Source organism: Actinoplanes derwentensis (genome assembly GCF_900104725.1).
Lineage (GTDB): Bacteria > Actinomycetota > Actinomycetes > Mycobacteriales > Micromonosporaceae > Actinoplanes > Actinoplanes derwentensis.
The window spans coordinates 1,046,831-1,070,899 of the sequence record NZ_LT629758.1 but is presented as its reverse complement, the minus strand read 5'-3'; the positions used below and the strand labels follow the sequence as shown (position 1 = coordinate 1,070,899).

The 24,069-nt window shown below is 69.7% G+C and carries 16 protein-coding genes; 8 read left to right on the top strand and 8 right to left on the bottom strand.

What is annotated here, in order from left to right; all coding sequences use genetic code 11:
- Window positions 1-141: 141 nt before the first annotated feature.
- Both BLU81_RS04705 and BLU81_RS04700 read right to left on the bottom strand, forming a co-directional pair.
- A complete protein-coding gene (locus BLU81_RS04705) occupies window positions 142-1,782 on the bottom strand; it encodes a GGDEF domain-containing protein (protein WP_231954738.1) in 1,641 nt (546 codons plus the stop codon).
- Between the two features lie 290 nt (window positions 1,783-2,072).
- The gene (locus BLU81_RS04700) at window positions 2,073-3,539 is read right to left on the bottom strand and encodes an FG-GAP repeat domain-containing protein (RefSeq protein ID WP_231954164.1); all 1,467 of its coding nucleotides are present in this window, start codon (window positions 3,537-3,539) and stop codon (window positions 2,073-2,075) included.
- Window positions 3,540-3,774: 235 nt separating this feature from the next.
- On the opposite strand from BLU81_RS04700, the gene BLU81_RS04695 reads away from it, so the two are divergent.
- Entirely contained in the window at window positions 3,775-6,489 is a 2,715-nt protein-coding gene (locus BLU81_RS04695; protein ID WP_092541946.1) for an AfsR/SARP family transcriptional regulator, read from the top strand.
- 39 nt (window positions 6,490-6,528) lie between these two features.
- Here BLU81_RS04695 and BLU81_RS04690 read toward each other — a convergent pair whose 3' ends face one another.
- The 5 genes from BLU81_RS04690 to BLU81_RS04670 form a co-directional block, all read right to left on the bottom strand.
- A complete protein-coding gene (locus BLU81_RS04690) occupies window positions 6,529-7,515 on the bottom strand; it encodes an FAD binding domain-containing protein (protein WP_092541944.1) in 987 nt (328 codons plus the stop codon).
- 1,392 nt (window positions 7,516-8,907) lie between these two features.
- Complete coding sequence (locus BLU81_RS04685) at window positions 8,908-10,263, bottom strand: MFS transporter (protein ID WP_092541942.1); 1,356 nt, start codon at window positions 10,261-10,263, stop codon at window positions 8,908-8,910.
- Window positions 10,260-13,061 (bottom strand): glycoside hydrolase family 2 TIM barrel-domain containing protein, encoded by a 2,802-nt coding sequence (locus tag BLU81_RS04680; protein ID WP_092541940.1) that lies wholly within the window; start codon window positions 13,059-13,061, stop codon window positions 10,260-10,262. The genes BLU81_RS04685 and BLU81_RS04680 overlap by 4 nt, the downstream gene beginning before the upstream one ends.
- A gap of 20 nt (window positions 13,062-13,081) precedes the next feature.
- On the bottom strand, window positions 13,082-13,975 hold the full coding sequence (locus tag BLU81_RS04675) for a hypothetical protein (protein WP_092541938.1): 894 nt from the start codon (window positions 13,973-13,975) through the stop codon (window positions 13,082-13,084).
- On the bottom strand, window positions 13,968-15,020 hold the full coding sequence (locus BLU81_RS04670) for an ROK family transcriptional regulator (protein ID WP_092541936.1): 1,053 nt from the start codon (window positions 15,018-15,020) through the stop codon (window positions 13,968-13,970). Before BLU81_RS04670 ends, BLU81_RS04675 begins: the two co-directional genes overlap by 8 nt.
- 182 nt (window positions 15,021-15,202) lie before the next feature.
- Here BLU81_RS04670 and BLU81_RS04665 point away from each other — a divergent pair, with 182 nt between their 5' ends.
- From BLU81_RS04665 to arfA, 6 genes are read left to right on the top strand one after another with little or no spacing between them, the layout of a single operon-like run.
- Complete coding sequence (locus BLU81_RS04665; RefSeq protein ID WP_092541934.1) at window positions 15,203-16,447, top strand: ABC transporter substrate-binding protein; 1,245 nt, start codon at window positions 15,203-15,205, stop codon at window positions 16,445-16,447.
- Between the two features lie 58 nt (window positions 16,448-16,505).
- Window positions 16,506-17,393, top strand: a complete 888-nt coding sequence (locus tag BLU81_RS04660) for a carbohydrate ABC transporter permease (RefSeq protein ID WP_231954163.1) — start codon at window positions 16,506-16,508, stop codon at window positions 17,391-17,393.
- A complete protein-coding gene (locus BLU81_RS04655) occupies window positions 17,383-18,213 on the top strand; it encodes a carbohydrate ABC transporter permease (RefSeq protein WP_092541930.1) in 831 nt (276 codons plus the stop codon). Before BLU81_RS04660 ends, BLU81_RS04655 begins: the two co-directional genes overlap by 11 nt.
- Before the next feature lie 5 nt (window positions 18,214-18,218).
- A complete protein-coding gene (locus tag BLU81_RS04650; RefSeq protein ID WP_092541928.1) occupies window positions 18,219-19,802 on the top strand; it encodes a hypothetical protein in 1,584 nt (527 codons plus the stop codon).
- Between the two features lie 55 nt (window positions 19,803-19,857).
- On the top strand, window positions 19,858-20,793 hold the full coding sequence (locus BLU81_RS04645) for an SIS domain-containing protein (protein ID WP_092541926.1): 936 nt from the start codon (window positions 19,858-19,860) through the stop codon (window positions 20,791-20,793).
- Window positions 20,786-22,291 carry an arabinosylfuranosidase ArfA gene (gene arfA / locus BLU81_RS04640; RefSeq protein ID WP_092541924.1) on the top strand — a complete coding sequence of 502 codons (1,506 nt, stop codon included), beginning with the start codon at window positions 20,786-20,788 and terminating at the stop codon, window positions 22,289-22,291. Before BLU81_RS04645 ends, arfA begins: the two co-directional genes overlap by 8 nt.
- On the opposite strand, the gene BLU81_RS04635 is transcribed toward arfA, so the two are convergent.
- Complete coding sequence (locus BLU81_RS04635; RefSeq protein ID WP_092541922.1) at window positions 22,278-23,147, bottom strand: helix-turn-helix transcriptional regulator; 870 nt, start codon at window positions 23,145-23,147, stop codon at window positions 22,278-22,280. The two genes, arfA and BLU81_RS04635, sit on opposite strands and share 14 nt — an antisense overlap.
- A 141-nt stretch (window positions 23,148-23,288) precedes the next feature.
- Between BLU81_RS04635 and BLU81_RS04630 the strand changes: the two genes are divergently transcribed.
- Window positions 23,289-24,068 (top strand): NAD(P)H-dependent oxidoreductase, encoded by a 780-nt coding sequence (locus BLU81_RS04630; protein WP_092541920.1) that lies wholly within the window; start codon window positions 23,289-23,291, stop codon window positions 24,066-24,068.
- Window position 24,069 lies beyond the last annotated feature (1 nt).

Genomic DNA, 24,069 nt, shown 5'->3' with positions numbered 1-24,069 from the left:
TTCACCTCTGGTTCACCCGCCGTTTGCGGCAACACCCGAAGCTACGAGTGCAAGATGAACAAATACGGGAGAACGGCCTGATTCGTGTTGACGGACACACTGACGACCGTCTACCCGCACAGGTCACCGTCACCCGAACGGTCAGTCCGCCTGCACCCGGTTGCGCCCGTTTCGTTTCGCCTGGTAGAGGCGCTGGTCGGCCTGGCTCATCGCGTCCGCCAGCGACGCCGGGCCGGTGACCTCGGTCAGGCCCATGCTGAGGGTGACGGTCAGACCGGGTTCGATCGTGTCCCACGGGTACGCCGCGACACTCGCCCGCAGCAGCTCGCACCGCGCCCGCGCCTCCTCGATACCGGAGCCGTGCAGCGCGATCAGGAACTCCTCGCCACCGAACCGGGCCACCAGATCGGTCTCGCCGATCCGGTCCAGCAGGATCGCCGCGATCCGGCGCAGCACCTCGTCGCCGATGAAGTGGCCGTACTCGTCGTTGACCCGTTTGAACCGGTCGACGTCGGCCACCGCCACACAGACCGGGCCTCCGGCGGCGACCAGTTTCGGCAGCCGTTCGTCAGCCGATCGCCGGTTCGGCAGGCCGGTCAGCGCGTCCTCGGTGGCCTGGCGCTGCCACACCACGTTGTCGGCGGCCAGTTCGGCGCTGCGAGCCCGGTGCAGTTCCGCTTCCAGGCGCGCGTTCTCCGCCTCAAGGCGGACGTTGTCCAGTTCGAAGTGGTGCGCGGCCATCCGGGCCCGGGCCGCGGCGACCTGATTGTGCAGCTCACGTTCCAGATCGTGGAAGTCCCGGTAGTGGGCCAGAGCCGCGACGAAGTCACCGATCCGTTCGTGTGCCTCGGACAGCTCCTGGGAGATCTCCATCGCCATCGGCTTCTCGCCCGCCTGATGCGCCCGCTCCAGTGCCAGCCGCAGGCCCTCGATGGCCTCGGTGTGATGGCCGCGCATCATCCGGATCCGGGCCTGGTGCTGGAGTGCCGCGGACTCCAGCGAGCGGTAACCGGCCCGGACCGCGATCAGCCGGGACTCCTCGACCGACCGGCCCGCGCCGTCCAGGTCACCGGCCAGGGCCAGCAGCATCCCGTGGTTGTCGAGGCTGATCGCCTCCCGGTACGGATGCCGCGCCTCCCGGGCCAGGCGCAGGGCCTCGGCCACGTAGCCGAGAGCACCGGTGAGCACCTGGTCGGCGGCTTCCAGGTCGCCACGGCCACGGAGCCGGGGTACCTCGTACACCGCGTTGTCGCTGACGTTGTTGAGGATGCAGAACCGGGCCTCGGCGTTCATCCCGTCGGCCATCCCGAGGGCCCGCATCAGGTAGGTGGTGCTCAGCTCGTGCTCGCCCATCCGGCCGTGCACCACGCCGGTCCGGTTGTGCACCCAGTAGAGCAGTTCCCGGTCGCCGAGGCGCTGCGCGATGTCCCGGGCGGTGGCCAGCACGTCCAGGGCCTCGTCGTGCATGCCGAGGTCGATGAGCGGCATGGCCTGCAGGGTGAGCACCTCGCAGAGGCCGACCGGGTCGTCGAGTGCCTCCAATGTCACGACCGCCTTGCGGCAGGCCGCGATCGCCTCCTCCTGCCGGCCGAGCCGCATCAACTGGTTGGCCAGGGAACGCAGCGCGGCGGCCTCACCGGCGGCGTCCCCGGTGGCGGCCGCCAGATCCGCGGCGGTCCGGGCCAGCTCGCCTCCGGCCCGGTAGTCACCGGCCAGCCGTTTCTCCTCGGCCCGCGCCAACAGGACGTCGACCGGCAGGGCAGCACTGGCGGTGGCGTTCACGGTGGTCAAGCCGTCCCCCTTCAGCCCCGGGGCCGAGTGGCCACCGATCGAGCTGGGCGCATCATCGGCCGGCTCGGCCCGATCATGAGCACTCATCGGCGACCAAGAACAGGACGGCCGGCCCAGCCGGGTGACTCGCCGCATCGCGGCAGTGTAGTCACGCCGGCCGGGTCAGGACTACGAGACAGTCACGTTCTGGACGATGCCGGAGCCGTTGGAGACGTCGAGACCGAAAAGACCGCTGCGGTACGCCGTGTCGCGCCCACCCTGGGCCGGGTGGTACGCGGGGGTCAGCCGCCGAGGACGACCAGTTCGGCCCGGCCGCTCGGGGTGCCGGTCTTCTGCACCATCATCAGGTCCAGCTTGCGATCGCCGTTCCAGGCGGTGACCAGCACGTCCAGGTGAGCGCTGGCACCGGGCGCGGTGTCGGCGCTCAGCAGCACGTCCTGCAGGTTCGAGGCACCGTCGAGAACGTTGAGCCGGGTCTTGCCGTCGGCTGCGGTCGCCTTCTGGATCGCCGCGAGGTCGGGCCGCTTGTCGGCGTCGAAATCGGTCACGATCACCTGCCGGTCGGTGCTCTCCGGCTCCGAGGTGACGAGCGTCGGGGTCAGGTGCCGCTGGAAACCGGCGGCGCCGTCGAGCACCTGGATCTCCATCTTCTTACTGGCCGTACCGGACGTCTGGGTGATCACCAGGTCGGGGCGGCCGTCGCCGTTCCAGTCCGCCACCGCGAACTGGTGCCGGTCACCGGTGACGGCCGGCACGCTTCCGGCCGGGATCAGGAACCGGCGGAACGACGACGCCCCGTCCAGGACACTGACCCGGGTGAGGCCGTCGGCGGTGGCACCGGACCGCTGCACCACCACCAGGTCGGGTTTCTTGTCGCCGTTCCAGTCGGTGAACGCGTACGCGTGGGTGGCGTCGGTCGGGCCGAGCGCGGTCGCACTGTCCAGCAGCAGGTTGGCGAACCCGCTGGCCCCGTCCAGGATGCGGACCTCGGTCTTGCCGGTGACCGTGCCGGAGCCCTTGACGACGGTCAGATCGGGCTTGCCGTCGCCGTTCCAGTCGGTCAGCGCCAGTTCGTGCCGCTCACCCAGCGGGCCCAGCTCGGCTCCGGAGACGACGAGGGCCTTCTGGAACGGGCCGGACGGCACCGCCGCCGACGGTGCCGCCGCCGGTTCCTTCGTCTTCGTCCCCCACAGCCTCGACACGATGAGCAGCGCGTCGTGGGCCTCGGGTGCGTAGGCCAGCGGGAACGCCGAGCCCTGCACACGCTGGCAGATCGCGCCGATGTCCCCGCTCATCCACCGGTCGCCGGGGTACTTGCGCAGCATCGAACTGAGGAAGGCGTTGGTGGCGAACACCGGGTCGATCAGCTGATCGGGCCGGCCCCAGCCCTGCGACGGCCGCTGCTGGAACAGGCCGAGGCTGTCATGGTCGTACGCCACGGTGTGGTTGTTCAGGGTGCTCTCGGCGATCGCGGTGGTCAGCGCGATCACTGCGGCCCGGTGACCCAGACCGCGGTCCTGGACGGTGGCGACGATCGCGCGGGCACAGGCGATGCCGCGGCCGTTGATCGCCCGGCCGAGCCGCGGGCCGTTCATCGACGGCCGCACCTGATCGGCGATCGCGGTGTCGGCGGCGGTCACCTCGTCCGGCCCGCACGGGGCGATCTTGGCCGGTGCCGCGAGTGCCACCGGCGGCGCCGCGGCCACCGGAGCGGCCGGGGCCAGCACTGCGGCTGCGACGGTGACCACGGACAGCACCCTCCGGCCCGAATGTGGTCCACTCAGGACTCTCACCATGTCGCTTCCGACCCCTCCGCCCCCGCCAACGTGCCGCATCAATCTTTCACACATCCTTGTTCACCCGAAAGGTGTACTGGTGTCGTGCTTGACCTAGGGTGGTTTCCTCGGCGGTGGTTTCTCGGCGATGGCTCCTCGGCGGTGGTTTCCTCGGCAAAGAAGACAGTCGACGTGGCGAGGCGGTGGCATGCGTTTCCGGCTCCTCGGACCGGTCGAGGTGTGGGACGGCGGTTCCGTGCCGCTGGGTGGCCCGAAACAGCGGACGGTGCTCGCGGCCCTGCTGCTGAACGCGAACCGGGTGGTGCGCGAGAGCACCCTCACCGACCTGACCTGGGGTGATCGGCCACCGGCCGGAGTGCGCGGGCAACTTCAGCTCTACGTGTCGCGGCTGCGCAAAGCCCTCAACGGCCGGGAGATCGCCCACCACGGCGGCGGCTACCGGATCACCGTCGATCCCGCCGAACTCGACCTGGCCGAGTTCGACAGTGAGGCTCGGCTGGCCCGGGCCGACCTGGCAGCCGGGCGGGACCCCGACGCGGCGAAACGACTGCGGGCAGCGCTGGCGATGTGGCGCGGCCCCGCACTCGGCGGCACGTGCGGATCCCTCGCGGAGTTGGAGGGGCCGGCGCTGGCCGAGCGCCGCCTGACCGCGCTGGAAGACCTGTTCGAGGTGGAACTCCGGCTCGGTGGCCACCAGCGGATCGTCAGCGAGCTGTACCAGGCGGTCGGCGAGGAGCCGTTCCGGGAACGGTTCCAGGCGCTGCTGATGACCGCCCTGCACGAGAGCGGGCACACCGAGGCGGCGCTGCGGGTGCACACCGAGGCCCGCGAGCGGCTGAGCAGCGAACTGGGCCTCGACCCGGGCCGGCTGGTCCAGGACGCCCACCGCCGGGTGCTGCGCAACGAGGTGCACGAGCCCCGGCCCGCCCAGCTCCCGGCGGACATTCCGGCCTTCGCCGGCCGCCGGGCCGACCTGGACCGGCTCGACGCCGCCGCCGGACGGCCGCTGATCCTCATCTCGGGCATGGCCGGCGTCGGCAAGACCACCCTGGCCGTGCACTGGGCGACCACGATGGCGAGCCGGTTCCCGGACGGGATCCTGCACGTCAACCTGCGCGGCTACGACCCCGGCGGGGCCGGGACGACACCCGCCGAGGCGATCCGCGGGTTCCTGGAGGCGTTCGACGTCCCACCGCAGAGCGTTCCGGTCACCCCGGCCGCCCAGATCGGCCTCTACCGGCGGCTGGTCGCCGGCAAACGGATGCTGGTGCTGCTCGACAACGCGCGCGACGCCGACGACGTCCGCCCGCTGCTGCCGAACTCGGCCGGCTGCCTGGCCGTGGTGACCAGCCGGCACGTGCTGTCGGCGCTGGTGGTGACGGACGGCGCCTACCCGCTGCCGGTGGAGCCGCTCAGCGTCGCCGAGTCCCGGCAGTTGCTGGCCGCCCGGCTCGGCGCGGACCAGGTGGCGGCCGAACCGTCGCCGGTGGACGAGATCATCGACCGGTGCGCGGGCCTGCCGCTGGCGATGACACTCGTCGCGACCCGGGCCGCGGTGAACCGGCGGTTCACCCTGGCGGCCGTGGCCGGCGAGCTGCGGGCCACCACCGATCCGCTGGACGCACTGTCCAGCGTGGACCGCAGTATCGACGTACGCATGGTGTTCTCGTGGTCCTTCGATGGCCTGTCGGCGGATGCCGCGACACTGTTCCGGCTGCTGGGGCTGCATTGTGGTCCGGCCGTCACGGCACCGGCGGCAGCCGCGATGATGGGGGTGCCGGTCCGGCGGGCGGGAGCGCTCTTCGCCGAACTCGCCGACGCGAACCTGGTCGTCGAAGACGTGGCCGGCCGGTTCAGCATGCACGATCTACTGCGGGCGTACGCGGCCGGGCGCCAGCCGGAGGACCCGGCGCAACCATTGCGGCGGGTCTTCGACTACTACCTGCACAGCGCGTACGCGGCGGACGGTCTGCTCTATCCGCATCGCGACGAGGTCGACCTGGACCCGCCCGGCGACGGCGTGCAACCGGAGACGTTCGCCTCCGACCGGGACGCGGCCGCGTGGCTGGCCGCCGAACGCCCGATCCTGCTGGCCGTGGTCGATCAGGCGCTCGCGTCCGGATTCCCGGCACACGCGTTCCGGCTCGCCCTGGCCCTGGTCACGTTCCTGGACCGGCACGGCTACTGGGACGAGGAGGTCGCCGCGCTACGGCAGGCCCTGGCCGCGGCCCGCGAACGGGACGATCCGGTGGGGCAGAGCCACGTGCTGCGGGTGCTCGGCACCGCGTACGCCCGGCTCGGCCATCACGATGCGGCCGCCGACCTGGCCGGTGCGGCACTGGCCCTGGCCGAACAGCACGACGACCGGATCGGCCGGGCCCGCGCCCACCGCGACCTGGCCATGCTGTGCTGGCGCGGCGGGCAGCAGTCCGAGGCGCTGCGGCACATCCACGAGGTGCTGCAACTGTCGGTGACGGCGGGTCTGCGGGCGGGCCCGGCGTTCGCCTTGTACCTGTTCGCCTGCGTCCACTACCTGACCGGGGACCGCCCTCGGGCGCTGGAGGTCTGCCAGGCGGCGGTGGCCGCCTACCGGGCGATCGGCGACCGCATCGGCGAGGCGGTGGCGTGGTCCGGCTGTGGGCTGATCAACGCCGCGCTGGGCCGGGACCGGGCCGCGGTGACCTGCCACGAGACGGCGCTGACCCTACGCCGGGAGACCGGCGAACGCCTGCTGGTGGCGGAGAGCCTGGTAGCGATCGGCGACACCCACGCTGCCGCGTCCCGGCCCGGCCAGGCGCGTGCGGCCTGGCAGGACGCCCACCGGATCCTCGACGAACTGGGCCACCCCGACCGGACCCACGTGGCCGCGAAACTGGCCACCCCGGAGACACCTCGGCGCTGATCAGGACGTCTCCCGCCCACGTTCTCCGGTCCGCGTCTCCTATCCGCGTCTCCTATCCGCGTCTCCCGCCCAGTCTCCGTCCGCGTCTCCTATCCCTGTCTCCCGTCCGCGTCTCCCATCCGCGTCTCCTGGCCTCGTCTCCTGGCCGCTCGGAGTGGCGGAGACCGGGTGGGAGTCCGCTCGGGAGCGGGCCTGGGTCAGGGCTCGGCGGACCAGGGTTCGCAGTGCGTTACGGCGTTCCCGGCGGTGATCGTGGCCGGTCAGCGGCAGGTCCGCGTCGGTGTCGGCAGCGGTCTCGGCGGCGGCCGTGATGGCGGCGTCGCTGAGGCCACAGCTGAGCAGGACACGTTCGGCGGCGGGTGCCCGGAGCGGGCGCGGACCGGCGTTGACCAGGCCGATCGCCGCCGCACTGACCCGCCCCTCGGTGACCGTCACGATCGCCAGGGCACCGGCCTGCGGGAAGATCGTGAACCGGCGGTCCTCGGCGTAACCCACCCCGGTTCCTGCGGGCAGTACCGGCAGGATCGACTCGGCCAGCAGTTCCTCCGGGCGGCGTACGGTGGTGAAAGGCCCGGTGAAGAAGTCCTCGGCCGACACGATGCGAGTGCCGTCCGGGCCGGTCAGGCGCAGCCGCGCGTCGACGGTCACCGCCAGAGCCGGCCATTCGGCGGCCGGATGGGCGTAAGCGAGGCTGCCGACCATCGTGCCCCTGGCCCGGATCGGCGGATGCCCGATATGGCGTACGACGTCACGCATCAGGTCACCGAGGGCGCCGCCGACCCGGCCCGTCTCGAAGACCCGGTGCCGCACCAACGGGCCGACCCGCAGCACACCGTCGCTCTGCCGGAGGGTGGCGAGCCCCGCGACGTGGTTGATGTCGACGAGCCGGCGAACCGGCAGATCCGCCCGGCCGAGTTCGACGGCCAGGCTCTGCCCACCGGCGAGCACCGCCGTGGAACCGTCTGCCAGCGCCGACAACACGTCGTCGACGGTACGCGCGGCGAGATATTCGACCGTCCTGGGCATCACCGTTCGCCCTCCACCTGACCAGCCGCGATCCGGCGATGCATACGGACGGCTCAGGGCTGAACCGGCGGACGCCCCATTCTGGGCCAGGCCGGGGCCGGACAGGGAGGGCCGTCATCCACACGGGTTAACGCCGAGCCCGCGCCTGCCGACCGGCGGCACCCCTTCGAGGGATCGGACCGGAGTGGAGCGGGGTGGCAGGCGGTGGCGGACGAAGTCCCTCGGCTGTCTGCCTGTCGACGGCTCCACGTTCATCCCGGATGTGCCCGAGACTCGGGAATGCGGCGGTCTAAATGTGCTTCTCACTGAGATCACACCGGCGGCCTCCTATTCGGTGAGGGGCGCCGGTGAAATTGGCATGATTCACTTCTTACAGTTTTCCGTAGGGGTGCGGGAGAATTCTTGTATGAGTCAGCCAGCGTTGTTCAGCGTTGCCGGAATGCGTGACCGGACCAAGGCGAGGAACTATTCTCCCAGCCGAGACGAATTTCGTCGTGAGCATGAAATGCGTCGCGCTTGGGGACTTCAGCGCCGCCACGCCGAGAAACTTCGCCGTATCCGAGCGCGCGACTCCATGCACCTCTCCCCCGAGGACCGGGAGTGGTTGGCCTCTCTCACGCCACAGACTCCGCCATCCCCTGAGCAGCCACAGACTTCGACCGCGCCCCAGCCCGCCCCCTCGCCCCCGAAGCCAGTCCCGGAGCCAACCCAGGAGCCGGAGCCAGTCCCGGAGCCCGAGGTGAGGCGGGAACCGGAGCCTGGACCGAAGCCGGAACTGGGGCCGGAACCCTCGGCCTGTGATGCGGCAACTGCTCAGCCAGCGCTGGCGACTACGCCGCCGGTCGCGGCGGCCCGGCTTGGGGCTTCCGTTCGGCGATCGGCGGGCACGGATCGGACGGCACCGAACGTTCTCGTGCCGGTCTGCCTCCAGCAGGGAACGCCGCCGCCTCGATCGGGCCGGGGTGGGATTCTATTGAATGAGTGTGGTGTCGGTCGGGCGCTGGCCACGGTAACACTCGGTGTATCTCCGGACGACCGTGCATGTGGTGGTCACCGTGCGATGGCCGAGGAAAAATCCCACGGGCCTTCGTCTGATTCTCTGTGCATTGCGCGAGATCTTCGAGAATGGTGTAGGCGAAGCCAATCTTCGCCATATAAGCCACCCAAAGATACACCCTTCGGAACACCACTATCCAATCTCCGAGGAATGCCGCCGTTCTCGCTTCCCGAACTCGGATGTCGCGACTCGCCTCGAACTCACCGAATCCACCAGCCACACCGGCCCGCCAGCCAGAAACGGAACCGACAGCCAGAACCGAAGCCGGTAACCGGCAACGGAGCTGCGGGAGACCGATCGGCCAGGACGGTGTCGCCGTCGGGTGGAGCCCTTGACTATGCGGTGTTTCGGTTGACGCTGCGGCTTTCCTCGGTGGCACGCGGGGTGGGCACGGAGGTAGCTGAGTCAGACGCGGACGCGACGGAGGCCGAGGTGACGGCGGACGCGGAGACGGCGGCGGAAGCGGCCAACGCGGCGACGGCGGGAGTGGGTGGGCGGACGGCGAAGCGGGCCGCGAGCACGCCGGACAGCAGGATCACCGTCAGGGAGCCGAGCGCCCAGCGCAAGCCGATGAAGTCGGCGGCCGCGCCGATCAGTGGGGGGCCGGCGACGTTGGCCAGGGAGGACAGGGAGGCCACTGCGGCGATTCGGTGGGCGGCGTTCGGGCCTCGGGCCACCACCGAAACCGCTACCGGCAATGACAAGGCGGCGCCCAAACCCCAGACGGCGACCGCGATCCAGCACACCCAGAGGGCCTGGGCGCTGCTGAAGGCGACGATGCCGGCGGTCGCGACCAAGCCGGACACGATCAGGGTCACCTTGGGGCCGACCCGGTCCACGAAGCGGCCGCCGGCCAGCCGGCCGATGGTCTGGGCGATCAGGAACACCGAGACGGCGGTGGCGGCCGCGCCCTCGCTGATCGGGAAGTTCTCGACCAGCGTGGGGGTGACCCAGTTGTTGGCGGCGCCTTCGGACAGGGCGGCACCGAAGACGACCAGGCCCAGCAAGAGAACTTGAGAGTCCCGCCATGCCCGGACGGGACGGGCGCCGGAACCGGACGGGGTGGCTCCGGAATGGGAGGCATCGGCGCTACGGCGAGACGGGTCGGTGCTGGGGGTGGGCATGGATGGGGCGTGGCGCAGTGTCAGCGACACTGCGCCACGGCCTGCCAAGGCCACTACCGCTAGGGCCACGAACTGGAGGTCTGGGGGCATCCCGGCGGTGGCGGCTACACCCCCGGCGGCGGCGCCGGCGGCGGCGGCTATCGAGTAGGCGGCGTGGAACTGGGACAGGATCGACCGGCCCACCCTGGCCTCGGCGATGGTGCCGAGCACGCTCTGTGGCACGTTGGTGGCGGCGAACACCGCCCCGTGCAGTGCGTGCGCGGCGAACAGCGGGGCGACCGAAGCTGTCTGCAGGGCGAGGCCCAGCGCCAGGTAGGCGAACACGAAACCGATCGTGGCCGTCAAGTAGACGCGGGCCTCGCCCCAGCGGGCCACCCACCGGCCGGTCAGCGGGATCGTCACCAGGGTGCCGATCGCGCCGGCCATCAGGAACCGGCCGAGTTCGCCGGTGTCCAGGCCGGCGGTTTCGGCGATCGCGGGTAGCCGCACGTTCCAGGACGCGAGGCTGAAACCGTTGATCGCGTACGCCGCCAGCACCGGGCCGCGCAGCCGCCAAGGGGAACTCATGACTGTCGCAGAACCACTTTCAGGTGTTGAGTGGACGGGGCCAGCCGGTACTGCGGGAGGACTCCCTGGCCGCAGGAAGCGGTGCCGACTCCGGCGACTGCCGCGTCCAGCGAGATCCACGTCTCGGTGGCTTCCGGCAGCTCGTGGTCGTGTCCGGTGGCCGTGATCAGCTCGCGGGACCACGGGCGGACCGTGATCGGTACGTCGACGCCGGAGATCTGCAGGCCGGTGCCGCCGAGGTCCACGGTGGCGTCGTCGATGCGGCGGGAGCCGTGTTCCTGCGGGCGCACGGTGCGGACCGCGAAGTCGTCGCGATCGGCGCTCCACGAGCCGTGGCGGGCGCCCTGGCCGGTGTCCGGGTACTGCGGGCCGGGCCCGTAACCGGTCCAGCCCACCCGGGTGGTGGGGCGGTCGAGGCGCAGGTCGACACCGGCACGAGCCCAGTCACAGGGCCACGGTCCATACGGCGTGATGGTCAGGTCCAGGGCCAGCGCGGTGCCGTCGCTGGTCCAGCGCCAGGTGACGTCTACTCCGGCGTCGATGATCGGCGGGCCGCTGCGGGTCCGGACGACCAGGGCGGCACCGTCGGTGGTGACGTCGACGAGCCGGGTGCGCAGGTCGTGCAGCCGGGCGGCGGCCCACCGGTCGGCGACTGGCGGCAGGTGCGTCTCGTCCCAGCCGACACCGCGATCGTTTTCGGTCGGCGCCCGCCACAGACTGATCGCCACATCGTGCAGGTCCAGGTCCCCGAGCCGGATCGGCATGCCAGTGGCCGGGTCGAAGACAGCCGTACCGAGCGTGATGCCAGCCGGGACAACGGTGCCGGCCGGGGCAAGGGCCGGGGTGACAGCGCTGGTCAGGGTGACCGGCGGGCGGGCCGGGAGATGCTGGGCCCAGGCCACTTCGTGGCCGTGTTCGCGGTGGCGCAAGGTCAGCGTGACGGGCCTGGTCAGATCGATTTCCAGCGGTACGGTCGTCGCAGCGCCCGCTTCGAGCTTCGGCAACTCGAACGCCGACGTCGCGTCACCGATGGTCAACTCCGCGTCCAGGTGCGACAGATCCAGCCCGTGGTACCGGTTGACGATCGTCAGCGTGTCCCCGGTGATCTCGACAGAGACCGGGGCGTACACCCGGGCCAGGTCGATCAACGCCGGACCGGGCGTCTTGTCGGCGTGCACCAGGCCGTCGACGACGAAGCTGCCGTCGTGCACCTTCTCGCCGAAGTCCCCGCCGTACAGCTCGATGGTCCGCCCGGCCTCAGTGGTCCCGCCGTACAGGCTGTGTTCCACCCACTCCCAGATGAAACCGCCGGCCAGACGCGGGTACTTGTGGAACAGGTCCTGGTACTCGGTCAGCCCGCCGGGACCGTTCCCCATCGCGTGCGCGTATTCGCACAGCACGAACGGCAGGTTCCGGGGTGACGGGGCGGTGCCGGCGCCGAGGCGTTCCACTTCGTCGGTCATCGCGTACATCCGCGAGTACACGTCGGTGTAGATCGAGCGCCGGTCGCCCTCGTAGTGGACCAGCCGCTCGGGGTCGCGGGCTTTCGCCCACACCGCGATGGCGTCCAGGTTGGCGCCGGTGCCGGACTCGTTGCCGAGTGACCAGAACAGCACGCTGGCGTGGTTCTTGTCGCGTTCCACGGTGCGGCGCATCCGGTCGGCGTAGGCGTCCGACCATTGCGGGTCGTCGCTGGGGTTGCCGCGCCAGCCGTTGAGTTCGAAGCCGTGGGTCTCCAGGTCGTTCTCGACCATCACGTAGAAGCCGAGTTCGTCGGTGAGGTCGAGGAACGCGGCGTTCGGCGGGTAGTGCGAGGTGCGGACCGCGTTGATGTTGTGCGACCGCATCAGCAGCAGTTCAGCGCGGGCGGTCTCCAGGTCGACGGTCCGGCCGTGCTTCGGGTCGTGTTCGTGCCGGTTGACGCCGCGCAGCAGCAGCGGGGCGCCGTTGAGCTTCAGGACACCGTCTTCGACGTGCACGGTGCGGAATCCGATGCGCAGGTCGACTGACTCGCTCGGCGTGCGTACGCTCAAATCGTACAAAATCGGGGTTTCGGCAGTCCAGGGAGACACCAACCGCAAGTGATGGGTCTCCCCCGGCTGAAGATCGCCGAAGGCGGGCAGGCTGATCGTGACCGGCGACGAGGAGTCGACCTCGACGCGCAGGGTGCCGGAGCCGTCGCGGTGGTCGTAGGAGGTGTGCACGAAGACGTCGCGGATGCCGCCGTCCGGCCGGGCCAGCAAGGTCACGCTGCGGAAGATGCCGGGCATCCACCACATGTCCTGGTCTTCGAGGTAGCTGTGGGCGGACCACTGGGCCAGGCGGACGGAAAGAACGTTCGTTCCACCACGCAGTACGCCCGTGACGTCGAACTCCGTGGTCAACCGGCTACCCCGCAGAGTGCCCAGTTCGACATCGTTGAGCCAGACCGTGGCGGCACCGTCGACACCCTCGAACCGCAGCACCGACGGGTGGGCGAGGACCGCCGTGTCCGCCGCGAACTCCAGTCGGTGGTCGGCGACCGGATTGTCGTCCGGCGGGTGCGGCGGGTCGACCGCGAACGGGTAGGCCAGGTTGGCGTAGATCGGCGCGCCGTGGCCCTGCAGCGGCAGATGACCGGGCACCCGGATCGGCGACCAGTCGAGGTCGTCGGTCAGGTGCCGGGGACTCGGGTGGCGGCGCACCTGCCAGGTGCCGTCCAGCGACTGCCGGGGCGCGTCGGTGTGCAGGTGGGCGCGGGCGGGCAGGCCGCCACGGCCGGGCTGTGGAGACGCCAGGTCTTCGAGAAAGGAAGTCACAGGTACAGAGTCTTTCTTGATCAAAGTCGGTCAGCGAGCACCAGGGCCCCGTCGACCGGCGGCGTGGCGAGAACCCGCAGCGTCAGACCGGGGGCGCGCACGCTCAGACGGGCGGTGAGACGGGACTGGAGTTCACCCTGGGCGGTGAGCACACCACCGGCGCCGACGACCACGTCACCGCGCGCGCCCCGGCGGCGCAGCGCGGCCAGGTTGCCGGCCAGTGCGTCGGCGGCCTGGTCGAGGACGGTGGCGGCGAGCCGCGAGCCGCGGTGCAGGGCGTCGAAGACCAGCGGTGCGTGCCGGCCCCAGTGGTACGGGTCGTCCGCGGTCACCGCGACGGCCAGCTCACCGGGGGTGGGCGTGCCGTAGGCGGCGCAGAGCAGCGCGATCGCCGGATCGTCGAGGGCCGCCTCCGGGCTGTGCGTGTCGGCGAGCCGCAGACCGGCCCGGACGGTCTCCCGGACCAGGGCGGGCCCGCTGCCGACATCGCCGAGCAGGCTGCCGTGGCCGTCGGCGGCGAGCAGGGTGCCGTCGTCGGTGGTGCCGAGGGCGATGGCACCGGTGCCGACGATCAGTTTCAGACATTCGGTGAGCCCGGCGGCGGGTCCGAGCAGCTCCGCGTCGTTGACGACGTGGACGCTGCCGGGTAGCCGCCGGGTGAGTTCGCCGACGGCGTTGGCGCGCTGCTCGTCGGTGTCCAGACCATGCAGGCCGACCGCGATCCGGTACGGGCCGGGCACCGTCGCGGTGATCAGTTCGACCAGCCGGGTGAGGTTGCCGGGGTCGTCGAAGAGCTGGCCGCGCCGCCAGTCGGCGGACGGGACCAGCACGTCGCGGCGAGCACCGGCCTCGACGACGGCGATGTGGGTCTTGGTCCCGCCGACGTCGACGCCGATCGTGGAGGTACTAGGCAAGGTAGACGGAGCCCTTCGTGCGGCGGGCCAGCAACTCCGCGACGCCGAGCAGAGCGGCGTCGGCACCGAGCTTGCCGGCTGTGATCTGCGGGACGAACGGGATGCGGCCGGTCAGGCGCTGTTCCAGCGCGGGGACGATGGACTTCTCCGGCAGGCGCCCGGACAGGATCACCATCTCCGGGTCGAAGACGCTGGCCAGGGCGGCGATCGCGAGGGCCAGGTAGTCGAGGACCTCGTCGGTGGGCTGATCACCGGAGATGCGGGATTCCAGGTCGCCCTGCCGGGTGAACAGGCGGCTGAGCGAGTCGCGGCCGGTGAGCAGGTAGCCGATCTCGCCGGCGCCGGACCGGGCGCCGCGCACGAGCTGGCCGCCGGAGACCAGGCCGGCGCCCACACCGATGCCGAGCACCACGGCGACCAGGCTGTCGGTGCCGGTTCCGGCGCCCTGGGTCCACTCCCCGACGGCGATCGCGTTGGCGTCGTTCTCCACCAGGCAGGGCAGGCCGAACCGGTGTTCGATCACCGAGCCGACGGCGAGGCGCTGCCAGCCGAGTTCGACCGAGTTGGAGACCCGGCCCTCGGCGTCGACGACTCCGGGGACCGACAGGGCGACGCCGAGGCTGGACCGGCCGGTGGCGGCGGCCCGGCCGAGCAGGTGCGCGATCAGGTCGAGGGCGCTGTCGAGCTGATCACCGTCGGCGGGGCGGACGGCGCGTTCCACGATCGACCCGTCGACGCCGACCAGCATGCCGCGGGGACCGTCGGCGGCGATCGCGGCGGCGACGATGACCCGGCGCTCGCCGGCGAACCGGAACAGGGTGGACGGGCGTCCGCCCTGGGACGCGGTGACGCCGGACCGTTCGATCAGGCCCTCGTCGAGCAGGGCCGAGCAGAGCCGGTCGACGGTCGCCGGGCTCAGGCCGGTGTGTTCGCGCAGGGCCGTCCGGGTCAGCGGTCCGCGCTGTTCGAGGGTGTCGAGCACGGCCGTGCGGTTGATGTCCGTGACGACCTTGGTCGTAGCGGTTCGTGTGGTCCCTCTGGTCATCTCAGCCCTCCCCGCCCTTTGTCATCAATGCGAGATGAAACCACGACTTGCGTGCTCCGTTCAAGAGGCTGTTTCCCAGGTTTCGCGGTCGTTAAGTTGCGTTAATTCCAGGTCAGAGGCCTTGAGGGCTTTCTCATCAGACTGATAACAAATGAGGCCCCAGGACTTTCCGAGAGGTCAGCATGCGCAAGTACTCCTTGATTTCAGCACTGCTCGCCGGTGCCCTTGTCCTCAGCGGCTGCTCCGGTTCCGATGACGCGGCCGGCGCCAAGTCCCTGCAGTTCCTGCTCTCCGGCGACGCCAGCCAGGGCGGCGGCTACCAGGCCATGGCCGACAAGTACGAGAAGGAGACCGGCGTCCACGTCGAGATCGTCGACGTGCCCTACGACGACCTGACCACCCGGCTGCGCAGCGGCGCCCAGGCGAACAACCTGCCCGCCCTGGCTCGCGCCTCCGAGGTCGACCCGCTCTGGCAGAGCGCCCTGCAGGACCTCAGCGACATCGCCGAAAAGGAGAAGGTGCTGCCGTCGCTGCTGGTCCGCAACGCCGACGACGAGGTGCAGGCGCTGCCCAGCGACCTGACCGCGGTCGGCCTGTTCCTCAACAAGACACTGTTCGACAAGGCCGGTGTGAAGTACCCGGGGATCGACGACAAGCCGTGGACCTGGGACGAGTACGTCGCCGCCCTCAAGAAGGTGCAGGCGGCCACCGGCGCCAAGTACGGCATGGTGATGGACGGCTCCGCCCACCGGCTGCGCTCGTTCCTTTACCAGTTCGGCTCCAAGGGTGTGCAGAAGCAGGCCGACGGTTCCTACGCGCTCGACGCCACCGGCGGTCAGGCCCTGGAGTATTTCAAAGGCCTCAACGACGACAAGGTGATGCCCAAGTCGGTGTGGGTGTCCGGTGACGACCCGTCGGCACTGTTCAAGAGCGGTCAGGTGGCCGCGTACTACTCCGGGGTCTGGCAGGTCACCGACTTCGCCGAGAACATCACCGATTTCGAGTGGACCACCGCGCTGATGCCGGCCCAGCCGGTGCGCGCCACCAACATCGGCACCAACTGGATCGTCGCGTTCGACGGCACCGGTGTGGAGAAGGAGACCAAGGAGTTCCTGTCCTGGCTGTACCGGCAGGACAACTACACCGAGTTGTCGCAGATCGCCGGCTTCCTGCCCGCCGAGGAGGGCCTGAGCGTCACCTACAAGACCAGCCAGGACGCGTTCGCGATGTTCAACGCCGAGATCGCCGCCTCCGACGAGATCGCCGGTTATCAGGCGACCACCGCGCTGGCCGACAGCTACGAGGGCCGGCTGCTGAACTCCGAGCCGCTCAAGGACCAGACCATCAAGTACCTGGCCGGCGAGCAGGACCTGGCGACCACGGTCAAGGCGATCGGCGACGACACCACCAAGCAGTACAGCAAGTAGTGACAGCCGCGCCGGCGGGCCTTCTCAGGTCCGCCGGCGCACGGTACCGGAGGACCCGTTGACCAGAGCCCACAAATCGGGCCGCTACACCGTGGCGCCGCTGCTGCTGACCGCGGTGGCAGCGGTGCTGTTCGCCCTCTTCTTCGTCTGGCCCGGAGCGCTCGGGCTGATCTACTCGTTCACCGACTACCGCGGGATCGGCTCGCTCGACTTCGTGGGCTTCGAGAACTACACCGAACTGGCCGGCGACGCCGACTTCTGGAGTTCGCTGCTGCGGACGGTGCTGTTCGTCTGCTGCTCGGTGCCGCTGATCTACGTGATGTCGCTCGGCGTGGCGGTGCTGCTGACCAACGAGCGCGCCAAAGGCCGTACCCCCGCGAAGGTGATCTTCTTTCTGCCCTGGCTGATCTCACCGATCGTCACCGGGGTCATCTGGCGGTGGACGTTCGGCGAGAGCTTCGGCTTCGTCAACTACCTGCTCGGCACGCTCGGCTTCGGCCCGGTGCCGTGGCAGTCGAACGCCGACCTGTCCCTGGCCGTGGTCGTGGTCGCCTCGGCGTGGGCGGCCACCGCGTTCAACATGCTGCTGTTCATCGCGGCGCTGCGCAACGTGCCGGTCTCCTACCTGGAAGCCGGGCAGTTGGACGGGGCGAACGCGTGGCAGCGGTTCCGGCACATCACCCTGCCGGCCATCGCGCCCACGTCGTACATGGTCGTGCTGCTCAGCATCATCGGGCAGATGAAGGAGTTCGCCATGGTGCAGGCGCTCAACGGCGGCGGCCCGGGCACCTCCAACCGGCTGATCGTCCAGTACATCTACGAGACCGGCTTCGACTCCGCCTACGTCGGTTACGCCAGCGCCGTCTCGATCGTGCTGATGGTGCTGCTGCTGATCGTCGCCTACGCGCAGACCCGTCTGGAGAAGAGGGCCACCCGTGACATCTAGGACCCGGCGGACCGTCTCCGCCCCGGCGACCGTGACCCTGTGGGTGCTGGCCGGGCTGTTCCTCTTCCCGCTCGCCTGGTTCCTGCTCAGCTCGTTCAAACCGGGCGGTGAACTGTTCAGTTACCCGTTGTCGATCCTGCCCCGGGACTGGACCACCGCCGGGTACGTCAAAGCCTGGGACCGGGTCGACTTCTCGCTGTACTTCGGCAACACCCTGCTGGTCGCGACGATCACCACGATCCTGACCGTGGTGGTCAGCGCGGCCACCGGCTACGCCCTGGCCAAGTACAAGGCGTGGTGGCTGACCGCGCTGTTCATGTGCATCCTGGCCACCACCATGCTGCCGACCGAGGTGATCCTGAGCCCGACCTTCGTGGTGATCCGCGACCTCGGCCTCTACGACACCCTGGCCGGCATCATCGTGCCGTCGATCCTGACCGCGAGCGGCATCTTCATGTTCCGGCAGTTCTACAAGACCGTCCCGGACGAGCTCCTGGAAGCAGCCCGGATCGACGGCGCCCGCGAGCTGACGGTGTTCTTCCGAATCATGCTGCCGCTGGCCCGTCCGATCGTGATCACCCTGGGCATCTTCAGCTTCCAGTGGCGGTGGAACGACTACATCTGGCCGCTGATCGTGCTCGGCGACCCGGACAAGTTCACCCTGCAGGTGGCGCTGCGGTCGCTGATCGGCGCGGAGAACATCGACTGGACGGTGCTGCTGCCCGCCTCGATCATCTCGATCATTCCGCTGGTGGCGATGTTCCTGGTGGCGCAACGTTATGTGATGAGTTCCGACCTCAACTCCGGCCTGAAGGACTGATCCGGATGGACTATCACGATCTGCTGCTCCGTGGGGTGCACGCGGAAGCCGCCGGCTTGCCGGACGTCGTGCCCTGGCTGCCGCACCGGGAGACGATGCGGGCGGTGAAGACGCTGGTCCTGGCTTCTCTTCCCAGCGACCCGTGGCTCGATCACCTGGAGAGTCTGCAGGGGCCGACCGGGCTCTTCGACGGTGACAACCTGGTCTCTCCGCCGGACAGCGCCTTCACTCTCAACGACGTGTGCCTGGTCATTGAGATCTTGGACAACGCTTCCCCCGTGGCGCTCCGGCTGAAACAGATCGCCGAACGCTCGGTGGAGGCCATGCTGACCGGCGGCGTCCACACTCCGAACCACCGCTGGGAACTGGCCAGCGCCCTGGCCGGCCTGCACCACGTGACCGGCGACAAACGGCTCCTGGACCGGATCGACGAGTGGCTGGCCGAAGGTGTCGACATCGACGCGGACGGCTTCTACTCCGAACGCAGCGCCATCTACGCCTCGGTCGTCACCAACCCGTCCCTGATCACCTTGGCCCGGCTGTTGAACCGGCCGGAACTACTCGATCCGGTACGGGCCAACCTGCGCACCCTGACCAGCCTCGTCGACGACGACGGCGAGGTGGTGACCGTGCACTCCCGGCGCCAGGACCAGCGCGAGACCTTCCACGTGCATTCATATGTCAGCCAGCTCCGCCGTTTCGCGGTGACCGACAACGATCCGGAGTTCGCCCGCTTGGCGTCACTGGGCGTGACCGGGGAACTGGAGTACACCCGGCATCTGGCCGAGGCCCTGGTCGATCCGGTCCTGTTCGACCCGCTGCCCGTGGCCACTGAAAGAGCCGGCGGCCGCACCGTCTGGCCCACCGTCAACCTGGTCCGGCAGCACACCGGCACCACTACGACCACGGTGTTCGCCGGTTCCGACACCCGGGCGACCGGCCGGATCGCCTCCGGGCTGTCCAACAGCGCGACAGTCATCCAGGTCCGCAATCGCACGGCGCGACTGCGCGCGCTGCGGGTCGCTCCGCAGTTCTTCGGGCTGGGGGCGTTCCGTCCCCCGTCACTGGAGGTGACCGGGGATCGGCTGGTGCTGTCCGAGGATCGGGTCAGTGGCTACTACCAGCCGCTGCCGCAGGCTTCCCGCCGCCCCGACGGCCTCTATCCGCTGACCGACGAGAGCCGGTTCTTCGCCCGGATGGACTTCCCCGCGCGTCCGTTCTCGGCACTGACCCTGACCACGGAACTACAGGTCACACTCCTGGACGACGGTGCTGACGTGGAACTGCGGATCACCGGTCCCCGTACCCGAGTGGCGGTGGAACTGGTCTTCGGCGACGGCACCCTCACCGGTGTCGATGCGCACCCGACAATCGCTGGCACCGGGTGGCTCCGGGGTGAGACAGTGCGGTTGGACCAAGATCAAGACCGATTGGGGGTACGGGTGACAGGTCACGACGACACACTCCCGCCGAGTTTCGACGACGGCGAGGCGTACTCCTACGTCCACGGCCACGACACCGTACCCGGCCAGCGCGTCCTGCTCGGAGCATGGAGCGACAGCACGGTGCGCCTGGAGATCCGCTCGTGACCGAGCCGGTGGGCACGATCGCCCCGGTCGGTGTCCGCTTCGGTTCGGTGGTGCCGTGACGGTCGCTTCGTTCATCCGGGAGCAGCCGGCGATCGCGCGCGGGACCGTGCTGTCCCCCGTACCGCCGCTGCTGGAAAAGGTGTTGATCGTCGGGTCGGGAACCTCGTATCACGCGGCCCGGATCGCGGCGGCCTCCTTCGCCGTGCCGGTGCGGGTGATGATCCCGTCGGACGCGCTGCACGATGCCGAGTTGAAGCTGGGACCCGATGTGCTGGTCGTCGGGGTGTCCCAATCGGGTCGCAGCACCGGCACGCTGGCGGTGCTGGACCGGGCTGAGGCCGCCGGGTCGCAGACCTTGCTGGTGTCCGGCCAGCCGTCGCCCAGACATGTAACTCTGGACATCGGCTGCGGCCCCGAGCCGGTCGGCGCCAAGACCAAAGGCTTCACCGCAACGGTCCTGACCCTCCAGGCCCTCGCCGGACTCGCCCCGCACCCCGGCCTCGACGTCCTGCTGTCCGACCTGATCGACCGCTCCGCCCCGACCGTCGACGCGCTGATCGGCACCGCCCCGCCGACCGCCGTACACATCGTGACCTGGGGTTCCTGGCGCCCGGCAGCCGACGAGGGCGCCCTGAAGATCCTGGAGACCTCACTGCTGCCGGCCGAGGTCTGGGACGTCGAGGAGTTCCTGCACGGCCCGCACCGCCGCCTCTCCCCCACCAGCCTGTTGGTGATCGTCGGCGACCGGGACCCGCGCGGCCAACGAGCCGACGCCCTGACCGGTTTCGTTCACGGCCTCGGAGCCCGCGTCCTGGACGTCCGCGACCTGCTCCCTGACGGCGCGCCGGTCCTCGCCGCCGTCATCCCGTTGCAACTGCTGGCCGTGAAGCTCACGATTGCGCGGGGCCTGAGCCCCGAAGCCGACCCGTTCCCCGATTTCCACCGTCTGCTCGGCAGTAAGCACCAGCTAGGAGAGTCGCACCATGGGTGACGCCCGTCTGACCCTGCACCCGGCGTTCCGGATCGGCGAGGTCGATCGCCGGCTGTTCGGCGGTTTCGTCGAGCATCTGGGCCGGCACGTCTACGACGGCATCCACGAACCCGCCCACCCGAGCGCCGGCCCCGACGGTTTCCGCCGCGACGTGGTCGAGCTGGTCAAGGAACTGGGCGTCACCACGATCCGCTACCCCGGCGGCAACTTCGTCTCCGGCTACCGCTGGGAGGACGGCGTCGGGCCGGTGGAGAACCGCCCGCGCCGCCTGGACCTGGCCTGGCACTCCACCGAGACCAACCAGGTCGGCCTGCACGAGTTCCAGACCTGGCTCGATCTGGTCGGCAGCGACCTGATGCTGGCGGTCAACCTGGGCACCCGTAACGTGGCCGAGGCGACGGCCCTGGTCGAGTACGCCAACGTCCCGTCCGGCACCGCCCGCAGCGACCAGCGCCGCGCGAACGGCCGCGACGAACCGTTCGGCGTCACGATGTGGTGCCTGGGCAACGAGATGGACGGCGACTGGCAGCTGGGCCACTTGAGCGCCGACGACTACGGCAAGCTGGCGTCCCGCACCGCCAAGGCCATGAAAATGGTCGACAATCGCCTGAAGCTGGTCGTCTGCGGTTCGTCAAACCGCGACATGCCCACCTTCGGTACGTGGGAACGCACCGTCCTGGAACACACCTGGGACGACGTCGACTACATCTCCTGCCACGCCTACTACCAGGAGTACGACGGCGACCTCGCGAGTTTCCTGGCCTCCGGCGTCGACATGGAGCGTTTCATCGCCTCGGTGGCGGCCACCATCGACCACGTGGCCGCGGTGAAACGCTCCGACAAGCAGGTCAAGATCTCGTTCGACGAGTGGAACGTCTGGTACTTCACCCGCTGGAACGAGGTCGAGGGCACCTTCCCGATCGACGAGTGGCCGGTCGCCCCACGCCAGCTGGAAGACGTCTACAACGTGGCCGACGCGGTGACCCTCGGCGGCCTCCTGATCACCTTGCTGAACCACGCCGACCGCGTAACGACGGCCTCGTTGGCGCAGCTGGTGAACGTGATCGCCCCGATCATGACCGAGCCCGGCGGCCCGGCATGGCGTCAGACCACGTTCTACCCGTTCTCGATCACCGCGGCCGCCGCCCAGGGCACCGCTCTTTCCATCTCGCTCGACGTCGATTCCATCACCACCGCCAAGTACGGCGACGTCCCGGCCGTGGCAGCGGCAGCCACCACTGACGGCACGTCGGTCCAGCTGTTCCTGCAGAACCGCTCCACCACCGAAGCCACCACGGTGACCATCGACCTGTCCAGCTTCGGCGACTTCTCCTCAGCCACCGCGACAGGAATCTGGGACGACGACCACTACGCGACCAACACCCTGACCGACCCCGACCGGGTGAAGCCCCGCCCCAACGACTCGGCAAAGCTGACCGACGGCGTCCTGACCATCGACCTGCCCGCGGTCTCCTGGACAGCCGTCACCATCGCCTGACGTGTGGTGGGTTCGGGTGCGGATCGCACCCGAACCCACCGTAGCTATCCCTGTCCCCGCTCAGCGCGCCCAGCAGGCGCCGTCCGTCTTCAGCGGGGCTCCCGGACGCTGCCGACAACACGATCAGCTCCATGCCGGAGGCATCCGGCAGGGCGAAGTTCTCCTGATGCAGTTCCAGGAGCCCGACCATCGGATGCCGGTACGCCTTGCGTCCATGGGTGCGGGCGCGCACGTCCGCACGGGCCCAGAGGCGGCGGAAACGCTCGCTGCCCATCGCCAGTTCGCCGATGAGCGAGGCCAGGCGCGGGTCGTCGGGGTATTTTCCGGCCGCCAGGCGCAGGTGCCCGACCACGTCGAGGGTGCAACTCTCCCAGTCGGCGAACAGGCCACGCTCGGCCTCCTCGAGGAAGAGGTGCCGGGCGGTGTTCAAACCCGGCACGTCCCGGCCGTAGAGGAGCCTGGCGAGACGGTTCCCGGCGACCACGTCCAGCCGGTAGTCCATGATCAGGGCCGGCGCGTCGGTGACCAGGTCCAGGACACGCAGCAGCTCCGGCCGCAGGCGCCCACTGGGTGACTTCGCGCGGGGACGGCGCTGCCGGGCGAGCCGGAACAGGTGCCCGCGTTCGGTCTCGTCGAGGCCCAGGACCCGGACGAGCGCGTCGATGACCTGCTCCGAGGGCTGGGTGGCGCGGCCCTGTTCCAAGCGCACGTAGTAGTCGACGCTGACTCCGGACAGGTGCGCGACCTCTTCGCGACGCAGCCCTTCGACACGGCGCCGGCTGTCGGTGGGGATGCCGACGGTGGCCGGGTCGACCCGGGAACGCCGGGTGCGCAGGAAGCCTGCCAGGTCGTCCATGCCGCCAGTATGGCTCGGGTGACGCACATGAAGGTGGCCCTGTCAGTACCAGGAAGTCCGGTCCGATGGAAGAGGCGCCCCTGAATGACCGTGGTCCCGGCGGCCGAAAATCTACCGAGACGCCTTTTGAAGGGGACAACCATGAAGACGCTCATCGTTCACGCCCATCCCGAGCCGCGTTCGCTGAACGGCGCGCTGACGGACATCGCCGTGTCGACCCTCGAAGCCGCCGGGCACGAGGTGCGGGTGAGCGACCTGTACGCGATGAACTGGAAGGCCGTGGTGGACGCGGCTGACTTCGGTGCCCACGCCACGAGCCCGCTGCGAGTGATCCCGAGTTCGGGTGGGGCGTACGACGCCGGCGCGCTCACCCTCGACGTGGCGGCCGAGCAGGAGAAGCTGCTGTGGGCCGACACGGTGATCTTCCAGTTCCCGATGTGGTGGTACACGATGCCGGCCATCCTCAAGGGCTGGGTGGACCGGGTGTTCTCCTTCCACTTCGCGTACGGCGTCGGTCGGCACGACGAGACCCACTACGGCGAGCGTTTCGGTGAGGGGACGCTGCGGGGGCGGCGGGCGCTCCTGTCGGTGACTGTCGGTGGCCCGGAGTCCCACTACACCGACCGCGGGATCAACGGCCCGATCGAGGACCTGCTGTTCCCGATCCACCACGGAATCCTGTACTACCCGGGCCTGGAGGTGCTGCCACCGTTCGTGTTGTACGGCACCGACAAGATCACCGGCGGCGCCTTCGAGGACGTCGCGAAGGCCTGGCAGGAGCGACTGCTGTCCCTGGAGACGACCGAACCGATCGCGTTCCGGCGTCAGAACTTCGGCGACTACGAGATCCCGTCGCTGCGGTTGAAGGAGAACCTGGAAGCGCCGGGCAGCAAAGGCTTCAGCCTGCACGTCCGAGGTTAGG